This window comes from Helicobacter pylori, assembly GCF_003638305.1.
Lineage (GTDB): Bacteria > Campylobacterota > Campylobacteria > Campylobacterales > Helicobacteraceae > Helicobacter > Helicobacter pylori_DJ.
On record NZ_MVYP01000002.1, the window covers coordinates 66988 to 89975 of the forward strand.

The 22988-nt window shown below is 39.2% G+C and carries 21 protein-coding genes and 2 tRNA genes; 8 read left to right on the forward strand and 15 right to left on the reverse strand.

Going from position 1 to position 22988, the window contains the following annotated elements:
• Window positions 1-2: 2 nt before the first annotated feature.
• From ureA to glmM, 4 genes are all read right to left on the reverse strand, one after another.
• Window positions 3-719, reverse strand: coding sequence for an urease subunit alpha (ureA, locus tag EAL04_RS01280; RefSeq protein ID WP_000779231.1), 717 nt, complete (start codon window positions 717-719; stop codon window positions 3-5).
• A gap of 249 nt (window positions 720-968) precedes the next feature.
• Window positions 969-1044, reverse strand: a tRNA-Val gene (locus EAL04_RS01285).
• A gap of 20 nt (window positions 1045-1064) precedes the next feature.
• Window positions 1065-1538, reverse strand: a complete 474-nt coding sequence (lspA, locus tag EAL04_RS01290) for a signal peptidase II (RefSeq protein ID WP_120972735.1) — start codon at window positions 1536-1538, stop codon at window positions 1065-1067.
• On the reverse strand, window positions 1532-2869 hold the full coding sequence (gene glmM / locus EAL04_RS01295) for a phosphoglucosamine mutase (RefSeq protein WP_120972737.1): 1338 nt from the start codon (window positions 2867-2869) through the stop codon (window positions 1532-1534). Before glmM ends, lspA begins: the two co-directional genes overlap by 7 nt.
• A gap of 89 nt (window positions 2870-2958) precedes the next feature.
• Between glmM and rpsT the strand changes: the two genes are divergently transcribed.
• From rpsT to EAL04_RS01320, 4 genes are all read left to right on the forward strand, one after another.
• On the forward strand, window positions 2959-3228 hold the full coding sequence (rpsT, locus tag EAL04_RS01300; protein WP_001273615.1) for a 30S ribosomal protein S20: 270 nt from the start codon (window positions 2959-2961) through the stop codon (window positions 3226-3228).
• A gap of 122 nt (window positions 3229-3350) precedes the next feature.
• Window positions 3351-4409 carry a peptide chain release factor 1 gene (gene prfA, locus EAL04_RS01305; protein ID WP_120972739.1) on the forward strand — a complete coding sequence of 353 codons (1059 nt, stop codon included), beginning with the start codon at window positions 3351-3353 and terminating at the stop codon, window positions 4407-4409.
• Between the two features lie 423 nt (window positions 4410-4832).
• Window positions 4833-5600 (forward strand): outer membrane protein, encoded by a 768-nt coding sequence (locus tag EAL04_RS01315; RefSeq protein WP_120972742.1) that lies wholly within the window; start codon window positions 4833-4835, stop codon window positions 5598-5600.
• A gap of 248 nt (window positions 5601-5848) precedes the next feature.
• On the forward strand, window positions 5849-7618 hold the full coding sequence (locus tag EAL04_RS01320) for a dentin sialophosphopreproprotein (protein WP_120972743.1): 1770 nt from the start codon (window positions 5849-5851) through the stop codon (window positions 7616-7618).
• A 429-nt stretch (window positions 7619-8047) separates the two neighbouring features.
• On the opposite strand, the gene tlpC is transcribed toward EAL04_RS01320, so the two are convergent.
• From tlpC to fabD, 9 genes are all read right to left on the reverse strand, one after another.
• The gene (tlpC, locus tag EAL04_RS01325; RefSeq protein ID WP_120972745.1) at window positions 8048-10069 is read right to left on the reverse strand and encodes a methyl-accepting chemotaxis protein TlpC; all 2022 of its coding nucleotides are present in this window, start codon (window positions 10067-10069) and stop codon (window positions 8048-8050) included.
• 138 nt (window positions 10070-10207) lie between these two features.
• Entirely contained in the window at window positions 10208-10597 is a 390-nt protein-coding gene (gene rpsI, locus EAL04_RS01330; protein WP_001227269.1) for a 30S ribosomal protein S9, read from the reverse strand.
• The gene (rplM, locus tag EAL04_RS01335) at window positions 10594-11019 is read right to left on the reverse strand and encodes a 50S ribosomal protein L13 (RefSeq protein WP_000167675.1); all 426 of its coding nucleotides are present in this window, start codon (window positions 11017-11019) and stop codon (window positions 10594-10596) included. The genes rpsI and rplM overlap by 4 nt, the downstream gene beginning before the upstream one ends.
• A 351-nt stretch (window positions 11020-11370) precedes the next feature.
• Complete coding sequence (locus EAL04_RS01340; protein WP_001178798.1) at window positions 11371-11559, reverse strand: DUF5408 family protein; 189 nt, start codon at window positions 11557-11559, stop codon at window positions 11371-11373.
• Between the two features lie 5 nt (window positions 11560-11564).
• Window positions 11565-12917 (reverse strand): FAD-dependent oxidoreductase, encoded by a 1353-nt coding sequence (locus EAL04_RS01345; protein ID WP_120972747.1) that lies wholly within the window; start codon window positions 12915-12917, stop codon window positions 11565-11567.
• Between the two features lie 53 nt (window positions 12918-12970).
• A complete protein-coding gene (locus tag EAL04_RS01350; RefSeq protein WP_120972749.1) occupies window positions 12971-14344 on the reverse strand; it encodes an SH3 domain-containing C40 family peptidase in 1374 nt (457 codons plus the stop codon).
• A gap of 19 nt (window positions 14345-14363) precedes the next feature.
• Window positions 14364-16403, reverse strand: a complete 2040-nt coding sequence (gene rpoD, locus EAL04_RS01355; RefSeq protein ID WP_120972751.1) for an RNA polymerase sigma factor RpoD — start codon at window positions 16401-16403, stop codon at window positions 14364-14366.
• A gap of 221 nt (window positions 16404-16624) precedes the next feature.
• The gene (locus tag EAL04_RS01360; protein ID WP_120972753.1) at window positions 16625-17320 is read right to left on the reverse strand and encodes a 5'-methylthioadenosine/adenosylhomocysteine nucleosidase; all 696 of its coding nucleotides are present in this window, start codon (window positions 17318-17320) and stop codon (window positions 16625-16627) included.
• Between the two features lie 11 nt (window positions 17321-17331).
• Window positions 17332-18261, reverse strand: a complete 930-nt coding sequence (gene fabD / locus EAL04_RS01365) for an ACP S-malonyltransferase (RefSeq protein ID WP_001199001.1) — start codon at window positions 18259-18261, stop codon at window positions 17332-17334.
• 132 nt (window positions 18262-18393) lie between these two features.
• Between fabD and EAL04_RS01370 the strand changes: the two genes are divergently transcribed.
• The 3 genes from EAL04_RS01370 to EAL04_RS01380 all read left to right on the forward strand — a co-directional run bounded on the left by EAL04_RS01370 (window position 18394) and on the right by EAL04_RS01380 (window position 20382).
• Window positions 18394-18485 (forward strand) — tRNA-Ser (locus EAL04_RS01370).
• A 206-nt stretch (window positions 18486-18691) separates the two neighbouring features.
• Window positions 18692-19531 carry a type II restriction endonuclease gene (locus tag EAL04_RS01375; protein WP_120972755.1) on the forward strand — a complete coding sequence of 280 codons (840 nt, stop codon included), beginning with the start codon at window positions 18692-18694 and terminating at the stop codon, window positions 19529-19531.
• Window positions 19528-20382 (forward strand): DNA-methyltransferase, encoded by an 855-nt coding sequence (locus EAL04_RS01380; RefSeq protein ID WP_120972757.1) that lies wholly within the window; start codon window positions 19528-19530, stop codon window positions 20380-20382. Before EAL04_RS01375 ends, EAL04_RS01380 begins: the two co-directional genes overlap by 4 nt.
• On the opposite strand, the gene EAL04_RS01385 is transcribed toward EAL04_RS01380, so the two are convergent.
• Together EAL04_RS01385 and EAL04_RS01390 are read right to left on the reverse strand one after the other, a co-directional pair.
• A complete protein-coding gene (locus tag EAL04_RS01385) occupies window positions 20379-21275 on the reverse strand; it encodes an alpha-1,2-fucosyltransferase (protein ID WP_120972759.1) in 897 nt (298 codons plus the stop codon). The two genes, EAL04_RS01380 and EAL04_RS01385, sit on opposite strands and share 4 nt — an antisense overlap.
• Window positions 21276-21370: 95 nt before the next feature.
• Window positions 21371-21901, reverse strand: coding sequence for a hypothetical protein (locus EAL04_RS01390; protein ID WP_120972761.1), 531 nt, complete (start codon window positions 21899-21901; stop codon window positions 21371-21373).
• 73 nt (window positions 21902-21974) lie between these two features.
• Between EAL04_RS01390 and EAL04_RS01395 the strand changes: the two genes are divergently transcribed.
• Window positions 21975-22919, forward strand: coding sequence for a D-2-hydroxyacid dehydrogenase (locus EAL04_RS01395; protein ID WP_120972763.1), 945 nt, complete (start codon window positions 21975-21977; stop codon window positions 22917-22919).
• Window positions 22920-22988: the final 69 nt, after the last annotated feature.

Genomic DNA, 22988 nt, shown 5'->3' on the forward strand with positions numbered 1-22988 from the left:
TCTTACTCCTTAATTGTTTTTACATAGTGGTCATCGCTTTTAGCGCCATGAAAACCACGCTCTTTAGCTCTGTGTAAAGCAATTTTTTTGCTTTCGTTGTCTGCTTGCCTATCAACCAATGCGTTAAATCCAAAGATTCTTCTGTTACCGCCAATATCAATCAATTCTACGGATTTTTCTTCGCCAGGCTCGAACCTTACCGCTGTCCCGCTCGCAATGTCTAAGCGTTTACCGAAAGTTTTTTCTCTGTCAAAGTCTAGGCATCTATTCACTTCAAAGAAATGGAAGTGTGAACCGATTTGAACCGGTCTGTCGCCCACATTTTTAACTTTCACGCTAACGGCTTTTTTGCCTTCGTTGATAGTGATGTCTTCATTTTTTAAGAACAACTCACCAGGAACTAATTTTCCATTAGCCTCAATAGGGGTATGCACGGTTACGAGTTTGGTCCCATCAGGAAACATCGCTTCAATACCCACTTCATGGATCATGCTTGCCACGCCATCCATCACATCATCTGGTTTTAAAAGAGTGCGTCCTTCTTGCATCAATTCAGCCGCAGTCTTTTTACCAGCTCTCGCTTCTTCCATAATATGGGCACTAATCAAAGCTACTGCTTCTACATAGTTAAGCTTAATGCCTTTTTCTTTGCGTTTCCTAGCTAATTCTCCAGCGTAGTGGAGCATCAACTTATCTAACTCTTTTGGGGTGAGTTTCATCTCATTCTCCTATTCTTAAAGTGTTTTTCCTTGAAGACATAACGCAATCAAGGTTGGATGTAATTGTAGCAATGTTTTGATTTACTAAGATTAACAGAAGCGTTCATTAACTAATTATTATTTAAAATGAATTAGTGTTATAGTTTTGAAGTGCTATAAAATCGTTATTGGAAGCGTGTTTAACACCCCTTTAGAATTTATAAAGATCAAAAACCCACAAAAAAATGAGAATTAAAATTGGAGTGATAATGGTGGCCACGACTGGACTTGAACCAGCGGCCACTACCATGTCAAGGTAGTGCTCTACCAACTGAGCTACGCGACCTTTTATTTTAAAAGGAGTGATTATGCCTTAATTTTGTTTTGTTTTTGCTTAAAAAAGAATTGTCTTAACAATAAAACGCCCACGCCCACATCTATCATGACATCAGCGAAGTTAAAAATGGCAAAATCAAAGCCATAATGATAATACACATAATCCACCACGCCCCCACGCACAAACCGATCCAAAACATTAGAAACCCCAGCGCCAAACACCATGCCAAACTCTATCGCATGGTTTTTAAAAAGCTCCTTTTGGCGCATTAAAAAAATAAAAAGCCCTAAAATCAAAAGGATTTGCAAGTATTTCAAACCCCCCTCTAAAAAACTGAGCAAGGAAAACGCCACGCCTTTATTGAACACCAAAACAATATCTATAACCAAACTTTCATAGCGAAACCCCTCTAAAATAGCGTATTTAATCGCTTGATCCACGCCAAAAATAAGAAAAAAAACCCCTATAAAAACCAACAGGCTTTGTTGGGTGGTGTTTAGCACAAATGCCCTTCAAAAAACTCTTTTAATTCTTGCATTTTCAATTCGAGCAATTTTTCGTCTTTAGCTTCTAAAAGGATTCGTAATTTGTTTTCAGTGCCGCTATAACGGATCAAATGGCGGATCTCTAATTGGTCTAATTCTTTTAAAAGAGCGCTATAACCTTTCAGGCTTTCTAAAGGGGGCTTTTTTTGGATATTCAAATTCGCTAGGCTTTGGGGGTATAATTCAAAGGGGTTTAACGCAACAGAGCTTACAAGCTTGCTTTCTAACACTAACGCGCTCACTTGCAAAGCGCACACCAAGCCATCGCCGGTTTTAGCGTAATCGCTAAAAATGATATGCCCGCTTTGCTCGCCTCCAAAATTGGCTTTGTTCAATTGCATGCATTCGCTCACAAACTTATCCCCAATCGCGCAATGCTTCAATTCTAAATCTTGGGATTTTAAGTATTCTTTAAGGGCTAAATTGCTCATGCTCGTGGCGACAATCGCTTGAGAAGAAAGGGCGTTTTTAGATTTTTGATAAACCCCTAACACCCCTAAAAGCTTATCCCCATGCACGATATTCCCTAAATTATCCACCACCACTAGCCTATCCGCATCGCCATCAAAAGCAAAGCCTAAATCCGCGCGGTATTTTTTCACTTCCTGGCTCAATTGGTTAGGGTGTAAAGCCCCGCACTGCTCATTAATGTTACACCCATTAGGTTCATCATTAATCACTAACACATCAGCCCCAAGCTCGCTAAAAACGACCGGAGCTACCTTATAAGCCGCGCCATTAGCGGTATCTAGCACGATCCTTAAATTTTGTAAATTCAAATGTTTGGGGAAAGAATGCTTTAAATGCACGATATAGCGCCCTATGACATCATCTATCCTTTTAGCGCTACCGACGCTTTCGCCCACTTTATAACTAGAATGCAGTAATTCTTCATCATGAAAGATTTCTTCAATCGCTTTTTCTTCCTCTTCTTTAAGCTTATAGCCATAAGAATTGAAAAACTTAATACCATTGTCTTCAAAAGGGTTGTGGCTCGCGCTTATCATAATGCCCGCATCACAGCGCATGTCTTCGGTTAAAAACGCGATCGCAGGGGTAGGCATAGGCCCTATTTGGATCACATTATAGCCTATGGAAGTGAGAGCGCTCACTAAAGCGTTTTCTACCATATAGCCGCTTTTTCTAGTGTCTTTACCGATTAGAATTTTATTCGTTTGAGAATGTTTTTTAAAATACAACCCGGCAGCAATGCCTAAACGCATCACAAACATGGGGGTGAGTTTCACCCCTGCTTTACCCCTCACGCCATCAGTCCCAAAAATTTTCATCGTTATAAAATACCTTTTAAACTATTTTTAATCAATTTTTAGATAGGATTATGCCAAATTTTACATTACAAAGGGATTAAAACAAGGCTATGGCAAATCATAAGTCCGCAGAAAAGCGAATCAGACAGACCATTAAAAGAACCGAACGCAACAGGTTCTATAAAACTAAAATTAAAAATATCATTAAGGCCGTGCGTGAAGCGGTCGCTGTCAATGATGTAGCAAAAGCTCAAGAGCGTTTGAAAATCGCTAACAAAGAGTTGCATAAATTTGTCAGCAAAGGGATTTTAAAGAAAAACACCGCTTCTAGGAAAGTTTCAAGGCTTAACGCTTCAGTGAAAAAAATCGCTCTCGCTTAGTTTTGGGGTGTTTTTAACTTCTTTAAGCTCAGTAATGGGTTTTGTTATTGGGCTTCTTTTTAAGTTTTGCGTTTTTTAGATTGTTGTATTTTTTATTCACATCTTTTTATAGGTAGTCTCGCATGTCCATTCTAGCTGAAAAGCTTTCTTCCATTCTCAAACGATACGATGAACTCACGGCGTTGCTTTCTAGCACTGAAGTGATTAGCGATATTAAAAAACTCACCGAATTGAGCAAAGAGCAAAGCTCCATTGAAGAAATCTCCATAGCGAGTAAGGAGTATTTGAGCGTTTTGGAGGGCATTAGAGAAAATAAAGAGCTTTTAGAAGACAAGGAATTGAGCGAACTGGCTAAAGAAGAGTTAAAAATTTTAGAAATCCAAAAAAGCGAGCTAGAAACTGCCATTAAGCAACTCCTTATCCCCAAAGATCCTAACGATGATAAAAACATCTATTTAGAGTTAAGGGCCGGCACGGGGGGCGATGAAGCGGGCATTTTTGTAGGGGATTTGTTTAAAGCGTATTGCCGTTATGCGGATTTGAAAAAATGGAAAGTGGAGATAGTAAGCTCTAGCGAAAACAGCGTAGGGGGCTATAAAGAAATCATCGCTTTGATTAAGGGCAAGGGCGTGTATTCAAGGCTCAAATTTGAAGCAGGCACGCATCGAGTCCAAAGAGTCCCCGAGACAGAATCTCAAGGGCGAATCCACACTTCCGCTATCACAGTGGCGATCATGCCTGAAGTGGATGATGTGGAAGTTTCTATCAACCCTAGCGATTTAAAGATTGAAGTGTTTCGCGCTGGCGGGCATGGGGGGCAATGCGTCAACACCACAGACTCTGCGGTTCGCATCACGCACCTTCCCACCAATATCAGCGTGAGCATGCAAGATGAAAAATCCCAGCATAAAAACAAGGACAAAGCCCTAAAAATCCTAAAAGCGCGCCTTTATGAAAAACAAATTGAAGAGCAACAGCTCGCTAACGCTAAAGACCGAAAGGAGCAAGTGGGTAGTGGGGACAGGAGCGAAAGGATCCGCACCTATAATTACCCGCAAAACCGCTTGAGCGAGCATAGAATCAATTTAACTCTGTATAGTTTAGAAGAAATCATGCTTTCAGGGAATTTAGATGAAGTGATCAACCCTTTAATCGCTCATGCTCAAAGCCAGTTTGAATAAGACCATTACTAAAACGATAAAACAAAGCGATAAAACACTCAAGCATTTTTTAAGATAGCCACCCACTACTACCACAAACCCTAACATGTTTACATGCTCTAAATTTTCGCCCCACACAAAAACAGCGTAAAAGCTTCCATAAAATCTAGTTATAAATATAATTTTAAATTCTATATATATATTTTTATATATAAATACATTTTTAAAACATAAAACGATTTATTTAACCCATTCTTAACAAAAAATTCACTTTTTTGTGATATAACTCCAAAGCTTAATATTTGTAAGAGCGAATTGTATTCTGTAGAAGCGAATGTATTCAAGGACAACTCTCAAATTTTGATAGATCCCTATATTTTTGTGTCATAGCATGAATGCAATAAAAAAGAAATCCTTAGGATTTCTCATATTAAGGAGTTTTGAATGAAAAAAGTTTTTTTAGGTATGGCATTAGCCTTTGGTGTGTCTATGGCAGAAAAAAGCGGCACGTTTTTAGGGGGAGGGTTTCAATATTCTAATTTAGAAAACCAAAACACCACCCGCACCCCAGGCGCTAACAATAACACCCCGATAGACACTTCAATGTTTAGCGGCAATCAAGTAGCTCCAGCCCAAGAAACGCCAAGCGTGATTAATACCAATAATTACGGGCAAATGTATGGGGTAGATGCGATGGCAGGGTATAAGTGGTTCTTTGGTAAAACCAAACGCTTTGGCTTTAGGTCTTATGGATACTACAGCTATAACCATGCGAATTTAAGCTTTGTGGGGAGCCAGCTTGGAATCATGGAGGGCGCGTCTCAAGTGAATAACTTCACTTATGGCGTGGGCTTTGATGCGCTCTATAACTTCTATGAAAGTAAAGAGAGCTATAACACAGCAGGGTTGTTCGTGGGCTTTGGGTTAGGAGGGGATTCGTTTATCGTTCAAGGAGAGAGCTACTTAAAATCTCAAATGCAAATTTGCAACAACACCGCAGGCTGTTCAGCGAGCATGAACACGAGCTATTTCCAAATGCCTGTTGAATTTGGTTTTAGGAGCAATTTTTCTAAACACAGTGGGATTGAAGTGGGCTTTAAATTGCCTTTATTTACCAACCAATTCTATAAGGAAAGGGGCGTAGATGGATCAGTAGATGTGTTCTATAAAAGGAACTTCTCTATCTATTTTAACTACATGATCAACTTCTAATCCTTTTTCTTCTTTTTAACAGAGGGTTTTCTCTCTGTTGGTTTCTTTTTTCTTTTTTTGTGGTGTTTGTTTTGTTGTGTTGGGGGGTTAGGTTTTTGTTTAAGAAAGTTTTTTAAAACTAAAGAAGCGTTTAAAACAGAACCTTTTGTTTTGGGATTTGATTTTTTACTTTGGCTTGTTTTCAAAAATCATTTTGATTTCTAAAAATAGTCTATAATGCTCGCAAGAGATATTTTTTAAGGTTATCAATGAAAGCTATAAAAATACTTTTTATAATGACACTCAGTTTGAACGCTATCAGCGTGAATAGGGCGTTGTTTGATTTAAAAGATTCGCAATTAAAAGGGGAATTAACGCCAAAAATAGTGAATTTTGGGGGTTATAAAAGCAGCACCAAAGAGTGGGGAGCTACTGCTTTAAACTATATCAATGCGGCTAATGGCGATGCGAAAAAATTCAGCGCGCTAGTGGAAAAAATGCGTTTTAACTCCGGCATCTTGGGGAATTTTAGAGCGCATGCGCGTTTAAGGCAAGCCCTAAAATTGCAAAAGAATTTGAAATATTGCCTTAAAATCATCGCTAGGGATTCTTTTTATAGCTACCGCACCGGTATTTATATCCCCTTAGGGATTTCTTTAAAAGATCAAAAAACGGCTCAAAAGATGCTCGCTGATTTGAGCGTGGTAGGGGCGTATCTTAAAAAACAACAAGAGAATGAAAAGGCTCAAAGCCCTTATTACAGGAGCAACAACTATTACAACTCTTACTATAGCCCTTATTATGGCATGTATGGCATGTATGGCATGGGCATGTATGGAATGTATGGAATGGGCATGTATGATTTTTATGACTTTTATGATGGCATGTATGGGTTCTACCCTAACATGTTTTTCATGATGCAAGTTCAAGATTACTTGATGTTAGAAAATTACATGTATGCGCTCGATCAAGAAGAGATTTTAGACCATGACGCTTCTACTGACCAACTTGATACGCCTACTGATGATGACAAAGACGATAAGGACGATAAATCTTCGCAACCAGCAAATCTCATGAGCTTTTATCGTGATCCCAAATTCAGTAAAGGCATTCAAACCAACCGCTTGAATAGTGCCTTAGTCAATTTAGACAACAGCCGCATGCTCAAAGACAATTCGCTCTTCCACACTAAAGCCATGCCCACTAAAAGCGTGGATGCAATTACTTCTCAAGCCAAAGAGCTTAACCATTTAGTGGGGCAAATCAAAGAGATGAAGCAAGACGGGGCGAGTCCTAGTAAGATTGATTCAGTGGTCAATAAAGCTATGGAAGTGAGGGACAAATTAGACAATAACCTCAACCAACTAGACAATGACTTAAAAGATCAAAAAGGGCTTTCAAGCGAGCAACAAGCCCAAGTGGATAAAGCCCTAGACAGCGTGCAACAATTAAGCCATAGCAGCGATGTGGTGGGGAATTATTTAGACGGGAGTTTGAAAATTGATGGCGATGACAGAGACGATTTGAATGATGCGATGAATAACCCTATGCAACAACCTGCGCAACAAACGCCTATTAACAACATGGACAACACCCATGCAAATGACAGCAAAGATCAAGGGAGTAACGCGCTCATAAACCCTAACAACACCACCAACGATGATCACAATGATGATCACATGGACACTAACACCACTGACACCGGCAACGCAAACGACACCCCCACTGATGATAAAGATGCTAGCGGCAACAATACCGGCGATATGAATAACACGGATACCGGCAATACGGACACTGGTAACACCGATACCGGTAACACTGATGATATGAGCAACATGAACAACGGCAACGATGATGCGGGTAACGCTAATGACGACATGAGCAACGGCAACGACATGGGCGATGACATGAACAACGCGAACGACATGAACGACGACATGGGTAATGGCAACGATGACATGGGCGATATGGGGGATATGAACGACGATATGGGTGGCGATATGGGAGACATGGGGGATATGGGCGATATGGGGAATTGAGATTAAACCCTAGCTCTTTGGTTAAAACTAGCCTTGTTTTTAATCAAAGATTGATAGCCAAAACTTCAATGGGTATTTTTTATTTGTAGTAAAAACCATTCTTTTAAGGGGGATAGGGGGATATTTTGATACCCCTTTAACCCCCACAACTAACACTCCCCCTAAGAACGCTTTTAAAAATCCAACCAAAACTTTTTATCATCAAACTAGCGCAAAAAACTCCGTCCTTTAGGGCGCAAGATGTAAGCGCTTAGGCTATATTCAAGCTAACAAAATACCTCTAATCTTTTTAGGGTAAGAAATGCCCATGCAGACTTTAAAGAGCCTTTCGCATTAGCGTCCGTTAGAACACTTTACAGCTAGAAATCCCCTTGCTTTAGAAAAAGGGGGCGGTTTCACATTTTAGACGCTCAAAATTAAAAGCAGAAATCAAAATTTCTTCTTGCTCACATCTTCTAAAATATCTTGGGAAATCCCATCAATTTTTGCGCTGACTTGTAAGGAATGGTTAGCGATAGTCAAATTATCCTGCACATCTTGTTGCAAGGCGTTAATGGAGTTGTGGATGTTTTCTACGCCCTTGTTTTGCATTTTGATAGACTCGGCGTTATCGGCAATGCTTTGAACTAAAATATTGATATTGGCTTCAATCTCGCTGAGGGATTTTTGCGTCCTTTCAGCGAGCTTCCTCACCTCATCAGCCACCACCGCAAAGCCTCTGCCATGCTCACCGGCTCGTGCGGCTTCAATAGCAGCATTTAGGGCTAATAGATTCGTTTGATCGGCAATATCTCTAATCATATCCACCACGCTTTTAATGTCTTCGCCTTGAGAGATCATCTCTTGGCTTTTAGAATCAATTGTTGTAATAATATTAGTGATTTCTTCTAAGGATTGGGTGGTGTTTTTTAAGCTTCTTTCTTGCTTGTGGGCGGTTTTAGTCAAGTTATCCACGCAAGTTTTTAAATCTTTGGATTCATGATTGAGCGTGTTCGCAAACCCTAAAGAAGCTTTAAGCATGCTAGAAATTTCTTGCCCTAAAGTGTTGAGCGCTTTTTCCATGTTGGCTTTGGGGTTTTGGATGTGGTGGGTGAAATCCAGGTTTTTATAATGCTCTAGGGCGTTATTTAGGGCTTCAATATTGGCACCAATTTGGTTGCGGAAATACTGGATAATGCTATTAATCGTGCTTCTTAAAGCTTGCAAGTCTTTGTTTTTAGGCACGCATGCGATTTCTTGCGTGAAATCCCCATTTTCCACAAAATTAGCCACTTCAATGCTGTTTTGAATGGCTTTATTATCGGCTTGAATGTTTTCTTGGGTTTTAAGGATATTTTCATTAATGGAAGCTTGCATTTGCCCGATTTCATCATAAGCGCTTGGGGGCGTTAGGCTTATGGCATGGTTATTTTTGGGGTTATTGAGTAAGTTGAAAAAACCATTTAGGGTGTTATTGACCCTACTGATGCGTTTGGTTATGAGGCTAGAAACGATGATAAAGACTAAAAAGGCTAACACCAGCACGCCTAAAATCAAAGTGGTGATAATAATGAATTTGGTGTTTGTCGCTTCTTTAAAGACTAAAGATTTATTGACATATTTTCCGATTGCCCAACGCCAATGATTGCCGTTATTCCCTTTTTCTTCAAAAAGATCAAAGGGCTGTATGGCTAAAAAGGTTTCTGTATTCCCGCTCAATGAATGGTAGCTCAAAGTGCCCGCTTCGTTTTTGTCATAATACTCCACAGCTTTAGCGACTCGTTTATCTGGATTGATGGCGCTTAAAATTTTATCTTGAATCTCACGATTAGGGTTGATTAAAAGCCTGCCATCTTTCCCCATTAAAAAGGTGTTGCTCTTTTTTTGGCCTATTACATCGGTATAAAAAGCGTCAATGTTTAAAAAGAAATTCAGCGCGCCTATCACATTTTGATTTTTACCCATTAGGGGGAGGGTAATATCCATGCCATAGATTTTATCGCCATTAACCTCTTTATAATAGGGATCTGAATGGGTTATACTTTTGAGCGAATGGATTTGATTGGCCATGTTTTCATTGAGCGCGGTATTAGGGTAAGCGATTTTTGAATCCATGTTCATTGCAGTGATAATTCGTTCATTATTATTCGTATAAATTGCGCTAATCAATAGCACATGGGGGTTTGCCAGTAAAAACTCAGAGAGCATGCGCCTTTTTAGGGTGTCGTTGATAGCACTATTTTCATCGCTTAAAAATTTTTCAAGGGTATTAGCGCCAATAAAAATGCGTTTAATGATGCCTTGAATTTTAAAACTGACTAACTGAGCCTTTTTTTGCAACAATTCTGTGGCTTGGCTTTGCAACACGCTTTCAACCTTGTGGTTGATAATAACGCCCATAATAGCGCTAATGATAATAACAACCGCACACACCATCATGACAATTTTAGAACCAATTCTTGTAGATTTCATTCCCTTTGCCCTTTTAAAACGAATTGATAGAGAACGATTATTATACATTATTTTGAAATTTTAATAAAACAAGAGAGAACAAAAAGTAGAATAAAAGAGAGCCAAAGCCCCCCCAAAGAAGAGCTAAAGAAATAAAAATTACCTTTTAGAGAATTGCGGGCTTCTTCTGGCCTTTCTTTTACCATATTTTTTGCGTTCAACCACCCTTGAATCCCTAGTGAGCAAGCCCTTAGGTTTTAAAATGGCTCTAAAAGCAATATCATAAGCGTTCAAAGCTTTAGAAATGCCATGCCTTAAGGCTTCCGCTTGCGCTGAGTAGCCCCCACCAAAAACCACCGCTTTAATATCCACAGATTGCTCTTGTTTGGTTAAAAGTAGGGGTTGCATGACTTTCATTTTAATGGCTTCATGCCCGCCTAACCATTGATTCAGGCTCTGCTCATTGATACTCAATTCGCCTTTACCCGGAGTGAGCCACACTTTAGCGATAGCGGTTTTTCTTTTACCGGTAGCATAGATTTTTCTCATTTAGCGTCCTTTTTGCTAGTTTGTGCGGTGTGAGGGTGCTTATCATCACGATAAACTTTGAGTTTTTTAATCATCGCTTTCCCTAATTTCGTTTTAGGGAGCATGCCCCTAACGGCTAAGTGGTAGAGCTTTTCGGGGGTTTTTTCTAGCATTTCTTGGAGAGTCTTGCTCTTAGTGCTGCCAAAATAGCCTGAATGGGTAAAATACTCTTTATCCTCTAATTTCATGCCTGAAAATTTAACCTTATTAGCGTTGATAACCACCACAAAATCCCCACAATCCACATTAGGGGTGTAAAAAGGGCGGTGTTTGCCTCTTAAAAGCACAGCGATTTCAGTGATCAAGCGGCCAAAAACCTTGTCTTTAGCGTCCAAAACGACCCAATCACGAACGATGTCATTGACTTTAGCAGTCTTTGTCATGAGAATCCTTTGATAAAATTAAAGCGACTATTATAAGGAAATAAGCTTAAATATTGCTGAATTTAAGGAAAGTTTAAAGTTTAAAAATAGGGTTTTTAAAAAATTTGTTTGACTGCTTTTGATTTTATGGTAAAACTCATTTCTTAAGTAAAATGCATTTTCTTAAAAGAATAGGGGGGTATTTTACAATAACCCTCCCCTACAACCCCCAACTAAAGACCCTCTAACCCCAAAAGACTGCTTTTAAAGAGGCTATCACTTGCTTTTCGCAAGCTCTTTTATTGTATTTATTTTAAAAAATGCCTTTAAGCTTTTTTAATTTTGTTACTCATGCTTAATAAGCCAAAGCCTTTATTTTTGCCCTTGGTTAAGCCTTTCTTCTATCTTTTTGATTTGTTGGCTCATTTTAGCACTCGCGTTGATTTGATTGATGAGCATGTAAAGGTTTATCATCATCAAAAGCACCACCACAATCCCTAAAAAAAACACGATTTGAACGGCTTTTTTAGCGATTTCTCGGGCTTCTTGTTCGTTTTGCATGCGTTTTAATTTTCCAATTCTTCTGGGGATAAATCTTTATAAAAGCGCTCTAATTCAAAGCTTTCACCCAAATACGCAGCGATTTCTTGGGAATCCACAAGGGCGTTTTGCAAACAACTCGTCGCACCTGGAGAAGGGGTCATGTTAAAAGTGATGCCTTTATGGGTGCAAATCTTTTTTTCGCCCAATTCCAGCTTTCGCTTGGTTCTGTCTAAAACTTGTGGGCGCACTTCGCCAAAACCATGAGCGTATTCTAAATCTTCTAGGCTAAGAGAGGGGATGATTTTTTGAGCGTCTTTTAAAAATTTCCTTTTACCGATAATGGGCAATTCAAAAACCATGTTTTTAAACACATAATTACGGATTTCTTTATCGCTCATCAAATCAAACGCGATTTTAAACACATCTTTATTCAAATCCATTTTCAACAATTCCAAGCTAATGCCCTTAAGCCAGCATTTGTTGCGCTCTAATTTAGGCATCGTTAAAGCGGTAGGCCCGATTCGTGTTTTTCCTTTAATGACCGCATCAGGGTCGCCATGCACGGCTGCAAAAGGGAGTTTGGGGTTTTGAACGGTATAAACCTTACCCCTTAATAAATCCGGCACAAAATAAAAGCTGCCCGCCACAGGCAAGCACCCTAAATCCAGGCCATAGCCCATGCTCTGAGCCAAAGGCAAAGCGTAAGAGCCGGCATTGACTAACACGAATTTAGCATACACTTCTTCAGCGTCTTCTGAAATGAGCGCGTAAGTGTCGTTGCGTTTTTCAATCTTTTTCACTTTGAAGTTCAAAAACACCTGGTTGTTAGGCCTTAATTTTAGAGCTTCTTCAACGAAGTTTTCGCTCAACTTCGCAAAATTCATGGTGCTCCAATCTTTTTGATAACCATGCCCGACAATGTTTTCATGCCTGTCTATGCCATTAGCCCCTAAAATCACATTAGGCTCTAATTCTTTAATCTTTTGTTTGTCAAATTCTTCTAGCCCCACAAAGATTTCTTTAAAGGATTCGTAGCGTTTTTTCATGAACTCGCATTCTTCATCGCCCACGCCTATAGCCATTTTCTGGGTTTCAAAAATCACTTCATTTTGCAAGCCTTTATTGAGCGCGTATTGCCTAGTCTTATAAGCGCTCAAACGCACTTTTTTAGCTTTTTCAGGAGTGTAATTCGTTTCAATAGAGCCATCATGAATGGTTTGTGAATTAGCCTTAGCGCTGGAGCTGATTCGAGCTAATTTAGAGCATTTTTCCACGATAGCCACGCGCTTTAAAGAGCTGTATTCGCTCAAAGTATAAAAGGTCGCGCACCCTGAAACCCCACCTCCAATAATCACAGCATCAAATTCCATACTCATTGTCTTTCTCCAAATGTTTTAAATTGATAAATCGTAATCATAGTATAAGAAAATCAATTCGCATTCAAAGGGCTTGAAGTTTTATGGACAAAATCTTTCAAATCGCTCATTCCAAGCACCCTATCAATCAATAATTTCTTTTTAGAAAACGCCCCATTATGTTCTTCGGCTAACCATAATGAAGTGATCACCACGCCCCCTATTTTATGGCTCAAGGTTTTAAAATGCTTTTGGGTTTGCACCGACCAAATGCTGTGAGCGACTATCGCTTGATGGTTGTATGCGCCTAAATAGAGCATGATATGCCCCTTTAAGTAGATGAGCGTGCCAAAAGGCGTGGCGTTTTTAATAATGTAGTCTTCTTTTTCTTTGGCTTTCATGGAGCTTAAATCCACATAATTGTTCGCATAACGGCTTTGCGCGTAGGAATTCCTGGGGAGCAAAATACCAAAATTAGCGAAACTATCCCTAGTGAAAGCCGAGCAATCTCTGTTGCCCAATAGCCCACCCCAGCCGTATTTTTGCCCTAGCATGGTGTCTATAAAATACGCCATGTTCTCGCTAGTAAAAGCCTTAGGGAAAACAAAAAAATCCTTTTCATCTAAGATCACGCTTTGTAAAGCTACATAGCCCTTAGCGTCCTTCAAAAAACCATAGGCTTTCAATTCCTTTTTTTGGGGGTTTTGAGATGCGTTTTGACTTTGGGGGATGAGAGCGAACAATTCGCCCACCCTAGCATCGGTGTAAAAATCCCCATAGTCTGTATAAAGGGGGATCTTGTCTTTTATGGGCATGACATAATTTTTAAGCTTGGTTAAAAGCTCTATGTCTTTATCGCGCATGTAAGCTAAATCGCTGACTTTAATCCAGCCATAAACAAAACTGCTTTGAATGTGGGCGTAAGTTTTATCTAGATTAAAATGCGTGACTAGAACCGGCGTGCCTTGAAAAATCAGCGAATTTTGATACCTATCAAAAGGATAGCCTTTTTGAGAAAGGTAATAAGGCTTGTTAGTAGGCACAGCCCTCACATCGCTATCTCGCACCACAACAGCCTTAATCTTAGCGCTCGGGTAATGCGCAATATCCATGCTTTTAATAAGCTCGTCATTGAAAGCTTTTGCGTTGGGTTTTAGATCTTCGCCATAACCGGTGGATTTATTCATTTCCTTAAGGATCCAAAACACTTCTTTTTTATTGCTTTTGACTTTCGCATCTAGCCATGGGGAATACCACGCTTTGAGATAGCTCTCTTTTAGATTTTCTCTTAACGCTTGGGGGTCAATGCTTTGGTTATTATGACTGCCATTTTGAGAGTTTGCAAGATAGCTTGAAGCCTCTTGGGGCAAGGATAAATCTTTGAGCGTGAAATCCTTTTTCATGCAACCCACAAACAAAAACAAGAAAACTACAAGAAAGTAACGCATGCTTTAGAGAACCTTAACATCAAATGCGCAAATAGTTTCTTAAAATGCGTCCGTATTGCGGACTTCTCAATTTTTTGATCGCAGAGCTTTCAATCTGGCGCACCCTTTCTCTAGTAACATTCAATTCCTTACCGATTTCTTCTAAAGTTCGATCGCTTTCATCGTCTAAAAGCCCAAAACGCATGCGGATCACCGCTTTCTCTCGCTCATTCAACTGATCCAAAACGCTTTCAATTTGCGCTTTTAAATCTTCTCGCATGATGTGATCAATGGAGCTAACGATATTTTTATCTTCCACGAAATCCCCAAATTTGCCGTCATCATCATTGCCGACTGGGGTTTCCAAACTGATAGGCTCTTTAGTAACCTTAATCACATTCTTCACTTTATCTAACGAAAGCCCCACTTCTTCAGCCACCACTTCTAAATCAGGCTCTTTGCCGGTTTCTTGAATGTGTTTGCGCATGACTTTATTGATGCGATTAATCGTGTCAATCATGTGAATGGGGATGCGGATAGTGCGGGCTTGATCGGCTATGGCTCTGCTGATGGCTTGCTTGATCCACCAGGTCGCATAGGTAGAAAACTTGAAGCCCTTTTCATGCTCAAACTTATCCACTGCTTTCATCAAGCCGATATTGCCCTCTTGAATCAAATCCAAGAAGGGTAAGCCTCTGCTCGTGAATCGTTTAGCGATGCTCACTACTAACCTTAAATTGGATTTAGCCATTTTGTTTTTAGCGCGATCGGAAATCAATTTCCCTCTTTTGATTTGCTCTAAAATTTCTTTTAGCTTGTTAGGGGCTAAATCAAAGCCTTCTTCGCTCGCTTCTTTAGTCAAAAAGAGTTTTTTGAGATCCATATACACGCTCACCATGGTCGCTTCTGGCACTTGAGCGATAATATCTTCTTTAGTCATGTTAGTGATATTAGCGAGGATTTTTTTATGGTTAGCGATCAAAGCGTCATTGAATAAGGGCAGTTTGTATTCCAAGCGTTTCAACTCTTTTTCAAACCCATCGCCGCTTTTTAAAGTGGTCTCCATCGTTTTGACTAATTCATTGATCAGTTTGCTGGTAGGCTCTAAATCATAGAGTCTGTCTTTGAGCGTTTGGCGTTTGTAAGCTAGGGTCAATAAACGCACCAATTCGTCTTCTTTTTCATCTATGGGGGCTTCAAGGGCTTTAAGCCATTCTTTTTTAGCCTTGTCTAGGGCTTTAAAGCTTTCTTGAACCTTTTCTACGCGCTTCTTGTCTTTTTCAGAAACGACTTTTTTCCTTTCTTCGTTTTCTTCATCTTCTTCGCTGTCGTCATCTTTTTTAGAATCGCTCACGCTATTTTCATCGTCATCATCAAAGCTCCTGAAAAGCTCTTTGACCCTTCGTTCACGATTGATTAAAGCGTCTTTATACGCATAAATAAAATCAATCAAATACGGCACCGAGCAAATCGCGTCTAAAATAATGTCTTCACCCAAGCGGATTTGCTTGCTCAATTCAATCTCTTCATCTTTGCTTAAAAGTTTTATATCCCCCATTTCACGCAAATACATGCGCACTGGGCTATCGCTCCTGCTCCACTCTAAAAAATCCTTTTCTTTCAAAAAGTCATAGCCATCTTCTAATTCTTCATCTAAAACTTTTTGCTTTTCTTCGGTGTTTTTAATCTTGTCAATCGCATTGAGTTTTTTAGCGTATTCTGAAGAGCTGACCAATTTCTTTTGGTATTTTTGGCACAATTCTTTGATTTTTTTGATTTGGGCTAGAGTGGGGACTTTCGTGCTGATTTGAATGATGGACTCATAAGAAACGCAATCGCTTAAGGAATTAGCGAACAATTCTTCTAACGCTTCATTAAAACTAAGCTTTTTAACAGGAACAGGTTCTTTCGCTGTTTCTTTGACTTTGCTTTCTTTGGTTTTGGCTTCTTTAATTTTGCTCTCTTTGGCTTTATTGCTTTCTTTAGCTTTGTTTTCTTGTTTAATTTCTTGTGTGGCTTCTGCTTTGGCTTCTGTTTTGGCTCTTTTGGGGGCTTTTTCTTCGTTAGCTTTCTTTTTCATTGGACACTCCATAAATAAGAACCCATGCTTTCAATCAAAAGCTAGGCCTATAAGATAAGATACACCTAATCCTTTGCCATTCTACTAAAAAATAGCTTAAATTCTAATTATATTATTGGAATTTTTCCCCACTTTATTAAATATTCATCACAAAATGTAAAAAATACTAAAAAGCTTTTTTGCATTCCACCACTCCATTCCATAACTCTATAAAAACAAACCTAAAGCTTATCCACCATGCTTTTTAAGAATTTCGCTGAAGTTTGAGCGCTTTTTTCTAAAAACGCATCAAAGCTCATGTTAGCTTCCTCATCAGCGTTATCGCTAATGCTCCTTAACACACAGCATGGCACGCCAAATTTTTGGCACACAAACGCCACGCTCGCTCCCTCCATTTCCACCGCACTCGCTTTAAACTCGCTAACTAAAAACTCTTTCCTTTCTTTGCTATGCACAAACTGATCGCCTGATGCGATGACGCCTTCTTTGAGCGCGATATGTTGCTCATTGGCGACTTTTTTAGCTAAAGCGTTTAAACTTCCACTCGTTTCAATAAAAATCGCGCTTTCTGGGATAAACCCCAAAGGGTGATCAAACGCGCTCAAATCCACATCATGCTGGACTAATTGGTTAGCCACTAACAAATCATTGATTTTTAAATCTTTAACCAAGCTTCCAGCCACCCCGCTAAAAAGCACCTTTTGAACGCCAAACGCTAAAATCATGCTCGTTGTGGTTAAAGTGGAATGCACCTTGCCAATCTTGCTATAAGCGACAACGATTTCCTTATTATGATAAACGCCTTTATGGAAAACATTCCCCCCTAAAGGGATCTCTTCAAAACCCGCGCCAAACAATTCTAAAATAGGGGTTATTTCTTCTCTCATCGCCCCTAAAATGCCAATTTTTTGCACCATTTTCTCCTAATTCACACGTATTCTTCTAAAAACTCAATGGCTTCATCAAGCCCTTTATTATCCCCCACGCTTATGGTGGGCTTGTTGCTTAAGCGCTTGTTAAGCCCCTTTAACACACTCCCACAGCCTAATTCAAAAAAGACATCCACTCGGTCGTTGTTGGATTTCACGCAGTCTTGATAACGCACCGGCTGAGTGAGTTGCAAGCTCAATAATTCAACGGCTTTTGCTTTGTTATGATACGCTTCATTAGTCGCATTGGAGATGATTTCAAAATGGAATTTATCTTTTAGGCTTTTTTCTAGCAATTCCTGGAATTTAAAAATCATAGGCTCTAAAAAAGGGCAATGGCTCGCCACGCTCATTTCTAAAAAAACCACTCTTTTAGCCCCCATTTCCTTTAAAGTCGGCTCTAGGGCTTTCAAATCGTCTTTAATCCCGGCTAAAACCACTTGCATGCCGCCATTGAAATTCGCGCACCACACGTTTTTAGTTCTTTGACACAAACTCAAAAGGCTTTCTTCAGAAACGCCCAAAACGACCATCATGGAAGCGTCTTTATTCGCGCACGCTTCTTGCATCATTTTGCCTCTTTGGTGCGTGAGTTTAAGGGCTTTTTCAAAATCTAACGCCCCACTCAAAGACACCGCGCTCACTTCACCGAGCGAATGCCCTAAAGCGAAAACGGGTTTTAACCCCCCATTTGCTTGCTTGTTGAGTAACTGATAAGCGATATAGCTCACTAAATAAATGGCAGGCTGGGTGTAAGCGCTCTCCTTTAAAAGCTCGTTTTCTTCAAAAAGCGTTTTTTTCATATCCACTTTAAGCGCGTTAGAAGCCCTTTCAAACAATTCTTTAGCTAGGGTGTGGCTCTCATAGAACGATTTCCCCATTCCTATACATTGCGAGCCTTGCCCTGGGAATAATAGCGCGTATTGCATGGTGTTATCCTTTAAATTTTATTAATCCATAATTTAAAATTGTAATATAAAAGCCCTTAGTTTTGTTTAGAAACCATTAAAGTTTAAGGTTTATTTTAACTTATTTTTACTATAATTCCACTTTATGAATGAGGACAGGTGGGTGAGTTGGCTGAAACCACATCCCTGCTAAGGATGCGTAGCCGTCAAGGTTACCGAGGGTTCGAATCCCTCCCTGTCCGCCAGCCTTTTTGCCTTTAAAAACTTTTTGTTTAGAATGTATTAACGAGACACCATAGTTTCTAAGCATTCCTTTTACGACACTCCTTTTACAGATTTTACAAATACAAATTTTAGGTTGGGTGAAGAGAGACACCCAGCCTAAACCCTATTAAGGGTTGTAAAGCACAAACAATATATAGTTAAAGAAAAACATTAAAACGGAGCAAAAATGAAAAACCATCTGCCCTTTGATACTTTTTTAAAAAGCCTTAAGACAAGCAACAGGACTTTAGACTTTTTCACCGATTGGCAAAAGTGTCTCAAAAATAAAAATGAAATAAGTATCGCTTTAAACCACTTGAATTTTTTACTTGGGAAAGATACAAAAGAGCTTAAAAATTGCATTAAAATACTTTTTAAAGAATATCCCAAAGCTTTTAATGTTTTAAATATTCTCATTGCTGTGAGAGATAAAGATGATATAGTGCGTGATGCTAATGGTAATTTTTATCCCCTACATTCTTATTTTGAAAATGATGAAAAAGTCTATGAATTTATTCGCCAAACGGGGTTGGAGCAAATTTTTTGCAACAGAAACATTAAAGATTTAAATGATTTTGTTTTTGGTATATTTGGTATAGAAGTGGGGCTTGATAGCAATGCAAGAAAAAATCGCAGCGGAAAGGCTATGGAAAATCATCTTAGCGATCTTTTTGTCCAAGCCCAATTAAATTTTAAAGAACAAGTAGATATTAGAGAATTTAAGGATTTATGCCAAGCTTTTGGAAATGATATTAAAAAATTTGATTTTGTTATTTTTGGTAAAAATAAAACTTATTTTATAGAAGCTAATTTTTATACCATTAGTGGGAGCAAGCTTAATGAAGTCGCAAGATCCTATCAAGACTTAGCTTTAAAATTTGAAGCATTCCCTAATTACGAATTTATTTGGATAACTGATGGCACAGGTTGGCTAGACGCTAAAAGCAAACTCCAAGAAGCTTACAAATCTGTAGAAATCTATAACTTAAGCTATGTGAATGATTTTATATCAAAGGTGCAAAAATGATAATCGCGCATTCTAATGAAATCGCACACCCCATTTTTAAAAGTGCAGACGAGCTTTTCACTCTTTATCAAGGGGATTGTAATGAGATTTTGCCCCAATTTGAAAATGCTTTTGATTTGATTTTTGCCGATCCGCCTTATTTCCTTTCTAACGACGGCTTAAGCATACAGAGCGGTAAGATTGTGAGCGTCAATAAAGGCGATTGGGATAAAGAAAATGGGATTAACGATATTGATGAGTTTAATTACCAGTGGATCAACAACGCCAAAAAGGCTTTAAAAAACACAGGAAGCCTTTTAATCAGCGGGACTTACCACAACCTTTTTTCTTTGGGGCGTGTTTTACAAAAACTGGATTTTAAGATTTTAAACCTCATCACTTGGCAAAAAACCAACCCTCCTCCCAATTTCAGCTGCCGTTATTTGACGCATTCCGCTGAACAAATCATTTGGGCGAGGAAAAGCCGCAAGCACAAGCATGTTTTTAATTATGAGGTTTTAAAAAAGATCAATAACGATAAACAAATGCGTGATGTGTGGAGCTTCCCAGCGATCGCTCCTTGGGAAAAAGCAAATGGCAAGCACCCCACTCAAAAACCCCTCGCGCTGTTGGTGCGCTTGCTTTTAATGGCGAGCGATGACAATTCCCTCATTGGCGATCCTTTTAGCGGGAGCTCCACCACAGGCATTGCGGCTAATCTTTTGAAAAGGGAATTTATCGGTATAGAAAAAGAAAGCGAATTTATCAAAATATCCATGAACAGAAAATTAGAATTAGACGCTCGCTATCAAGAGATACGATCTAAAATTAAAGATTTAAATCTTATAAGCCCCTTTTTTAAGCCGCTTTAAGCGTTATACTTTTGGGATTTTACCTCAAAATGGGATTCTATTTTCACCCATTCCTTACAAAGGATATTTTCATGCCCAAAAAGCCAGTGTTTGGGGCCAATAATGATTTTTTCTGGATTGTTTATCAAATAAGCCGCCCACCAGCTATAAGTGCTGTTAGCGATAATGCCATGCTGACACGATTGCATGAGCAGCATGTCCCAATACGCCTCTTCTTCTTTATCCCTAGTGGTCATGTCCATAAAAGGGTAGCCAAGATCAAGGTTTTGCGTGAATTTTAAGTCTTCGCAAAACACAAAAAGTTCCATGTTTGGCATGCGCTTTGCCATATACTCAATAGCCTTTTTTTGATAATCAATACCAAGCTGACAGCCAATCCCCACATAATCCCCTCTTCTTATATGCGCAAACACGCTGTTTTTAGCGGCTAAAATCAAAGCAAGTTTGCGGTGGTATTCTTCCTCTTTTTTTTTATTATTTCCATTTTCGGGGGGGGGTAGGGTGAAGGTTTGCTTGATTAAAGGGGATATAGCATCAAAATATCGTGGATCTTGAAAATAGCCATAAAAATAAGTCAAGCGGCTTGGCTTTAGTAATTTAGGCTCGTATTCAAACACGATTTCTTGGCTCACCCTATCAAACCCCATGTATTTGAGCGCCTCTCTCACTAGCTTGGGGAGGTGTTGCATTTTAGCCATAGCGATTTCTTTTTCACTCGCATAGGGCAAATCAATAGGGAAAAGTTCTAATTGCATTTTCCTATTGCTCCAATCAAAAGAAGTAATATCCAATAGCACGGGCGTATTGAGGTGTTTTTGCAAACTTTTAGCGAAAGCGTATTGAAACATTTGATTCCCAAGCCCCCCACAAATTTGCACCACCTTAAAAGCCATTCAATCCCTTTATATTTTCAAATAAAACGCTCATTTTAGCTTATTTTAAAGCCCTTTTTCAATAAAAACCTAAAAAGTGGGGTAACGCTTTCAAATCATTTGAATTTTTTATTGGAAAAAGACGCGTATGAGGGTTCTAGCAAGCGTTCTTGGTATTCTAAAAGAATCCTGTCTTCGCTATTGAGCGAGTAGGCTTCATCGTATTTGTGCTTGATAATGCCCTTTAAAATGGTGTGCTGGACCTGGTATTTATCTTCTTTAAGCATTTCATCCACTAAAGCGTAAAGCTGAATGTCTTGAATGAGTAAATCTGAAATTTTAACGCTCTCTTTATCAAACAATTCTTCATTAGCGCAATATTCATTCACTAAAATAAGCACTCGGTCATACACATCCGATGCGATTTTAGCGTTTAGGGTTCTATAAATGTAGTCTTTGATTTTTTTGAGCTGCTCTTCTAAATCTTCACTGGCCTTGCTCGCTAAGGCTAGAATGCTTAAAATTTGAACTAGAGTCATCATCTTATGGCTTAAAGAGCGGGTGCGCCATTTAATGAGAAGGTGCATGAAATAAGACATTTTGACAGAAAGGCTACAAGGGAGGGTGTTTTTCTTGGGTTTTGGCATGCTTAGTTTCTTTTAAAAAAGGATTTTTGTGGTTTAATTATATAACTTTAAAATTAAATCTGGGAGTATAGAGATGGAAACATTCAAAAAAGGCGTGATCTTAGACGCTAAAAGCGTGGGGTTAAAAGCGCTAGAAGTTTTAAAAGAAGTGGCGGATTTTGATTTTTATGAGGTTACTTCGCCCAGTCAAATCGTTGAACGCTCTATTGAAGCTGAAATCATGGTATTGAATAAAGTCGTGATTACTGAAGAGGTTTTAAGCCAATTGCCTAAACTCAAACTCATTTGCATCACCGCTACAGGCACGGATAATGTGGATATAAAAAGCACGAAAGCTTTGGGTATAGAAGTCAAAAATGTGAATGCTTATTCTACGGAATCTGTAGCCCAGCACACTTTAGCGTGCGCGTTGTCTTTGTTGGGGAGGATCAACTATTACGATCGTTATTGCAAAAGCGGGGAATATAGCCAAAGCGATATTTTTACGCACATTAGCGGTATGAAAATGGGGCTTATTAAAGGGGGTCAATGGGGGGTTATTGGTTTAGGAACTATTGGTAAAAGAGTCGCTAAGCTCGCTCAAGCTTTTGGGGCAAAGGTGGTGTATTATTCCCCTAAAGATAAAAAAGAAGAGTATGAGCACTTGAGTTTAAAAAATCTGCTCGCAACAAGCGATATTATCAGCATTCATGCCCCCTTAAATGAAAGCACGCGCGATTTAATTGCTCTCAAAGAATTGCAAAGCCTAAAAGAAGGGGCGATTTTAATCAATGTGGGGCGTGGGGGCATTGTGAATGAAAAGGATTTGGCTTTAACTTTAGAAACCAAAGATTTGTATTACGCTAGCGATGTGTTTGTGAAAGAGCCTTTTGAAAAAGACCATGCGTTTTTGAACCCAAAGATCCAAAACAAATTGCTTTTAACCCCCCACATCGCATGGGCGTATAGCGACAGCTTGAAAACCTTGATAGAAAAAACCAAAGAAAATATCCAGGATTTTTTAGCTTCTCAAAAATAAACGCAAAAAAAGGGGTTAATTGTTGGGATTTTCTCCCCTTTTACCATTAAATAAAGTCTAAAAAATGGG

What these genes read in the sequence shown, in the direction of transcription:
- ureA (WP_000779231.1), bottom strand. Translation starts at nt 719, where the DNA reads ATGAAACTCACCCCAAAAGAGTTAGATAAGTTGATGCTCCACTACGCT.
- glmM (WP_120972737.1), bottom strand. Translation starts at nt 2,869, where the DNA reads ATGAAAATTTTTGGGACTGATGGCGTGAGGGGTAAAGCAGGGGTGAAA.
- rpsT (WP_001273615.1), top strand. Translation starts at nt 2,959, where the DNA reads ATGGCAAATCATAAGTCCGCAGAAAAGCGAATCAGACAGACCATTAAA.
- prfA (WP_120972739.1), top strand. Translation starts at nt 3,351, where the DNA reads ATGTCCATTCTAGCTGAAAAGCTTTCTTCCATTCTCAAACGATACGAT.
- EAL04_RS01315 (WP_120972742.1), top strand. Translation starts at nt 4,833, where the DNA reads ATGAAAAAAGTTTTTTTAGGTATGGCATTAGCCTTTGGTGTGTCTATG.
- EAL04_RS01320 (WP_120972743.1), top strand. Translation starts at nt 5,849, where the DNA reads ATGAAAGCTATAAAAATACTTTTTATAATGACACTCAGTTTGAACGCT.
- tlpC (WP_120972745.1), bottom strand. Translation starts at nt 10,069, where the DNA reads ATGAAATCTACAAGAATTGGTTCTAAAATTGTCATGATGGTGTGTGCG.
- rpsI (WP_001227269.1), bottom strand. Translation starts at nt 10,597, where the DNA reads ATGAGAAAAATCTATGCTACCGGTAAAAGAAAAACCGCTATCGCTAAA.
- rplM (WP_000167675.1), bottom strand. Translation starts at nt 11,019, where the DNA reads ATGACAAAGACTGCTAAAGTCAATGACATCGTTCGTGATTGGGTCGTT.
- EAL04_RS01340 (WP_001178798.1), bottom strand. Translation starts at nt 11,559, where the DNA reads ATGCAAAACGAACAAGAAGCCCGAGAAATCGCTAAAAAAGCCGTTCAA.
- EAL04_RS01345 (WP_120972747.1), bottom strand. Translation starts at nt 12,917, where the DNA reads ATGAGTATGGAATTTGATGCTGTGATTATTGGAGGTGGGGTTTCAGGG.
- EAL04_RS01350 (WP_120972749.1), bottom strand. Translation starts at nt 14,344, where the DNA reads ATGCGTTACTTTCTTGTAGTTTTCTTGTTTTTGTTTGTGGGTTGCATG.
- rpoD (WP_120972751.1), bottom strand. Translation starts at nt 16,403, where the DNA reads ATGAAAAAGAAAGCTAACGAAGAAAAAGCCCCCAAAAGAGCCAAAACA.
- EAL04_RS01360 (WP_120972753.1), bottom strand. Translation starts at nt 17,320, where the DNA reads ATGGTGCAAAAAATTGGCATTTTAGGGGCGATGAGAGAAGAAATAACC.
- fabD (WP_001199001.1), bottom strand. Translation starts at nt 18,261, where the DNA reads ATGCAATACGCGCTATTATTCCCAGGGCAAGGCTCGCAATGTATAGGA.
- EAL04_RS01375 (WP_120972755.1), top strand. Translation starts at nt 18,692, where the DNA reads ATGAAAAACCATCTGCCCTTTGATACTTTTTTAAAAAGCCTTAAGACA.
- EAL04_RS01380 (WP_120972757.1), top strand. Translation starts at nt 19,528, where the DNA reads ATGATAATCGCGCATTCTAATGAAATCGCACACCCCATTTTTAAAAGT.
- EAL04_RS01385 (WP_120972759.1), bottom strand. Translation starts at nt 21,275, where the DNA reads ATGGCTTTTAAGGTGGTGCAAATTTGTGGGGGGCTTGGGAATCAAATG.
- EAL04_RS01390 (WP_120972761.1), bottom strand. Translation starts at nt 21,901, where the DNA reads ATGCCAAAACCCAAGAAAAACACCCTCCCTTGTAGCCTTTCTGTCAAA.
- EAL04_RS01395 (WP_120972763.1), top strand. Translation starts at nt 21,975, where the DNA reads ATGGAAACATTCAAAAAAGGCGTGATCTTAGACGCTAAAAGCGTGGGG.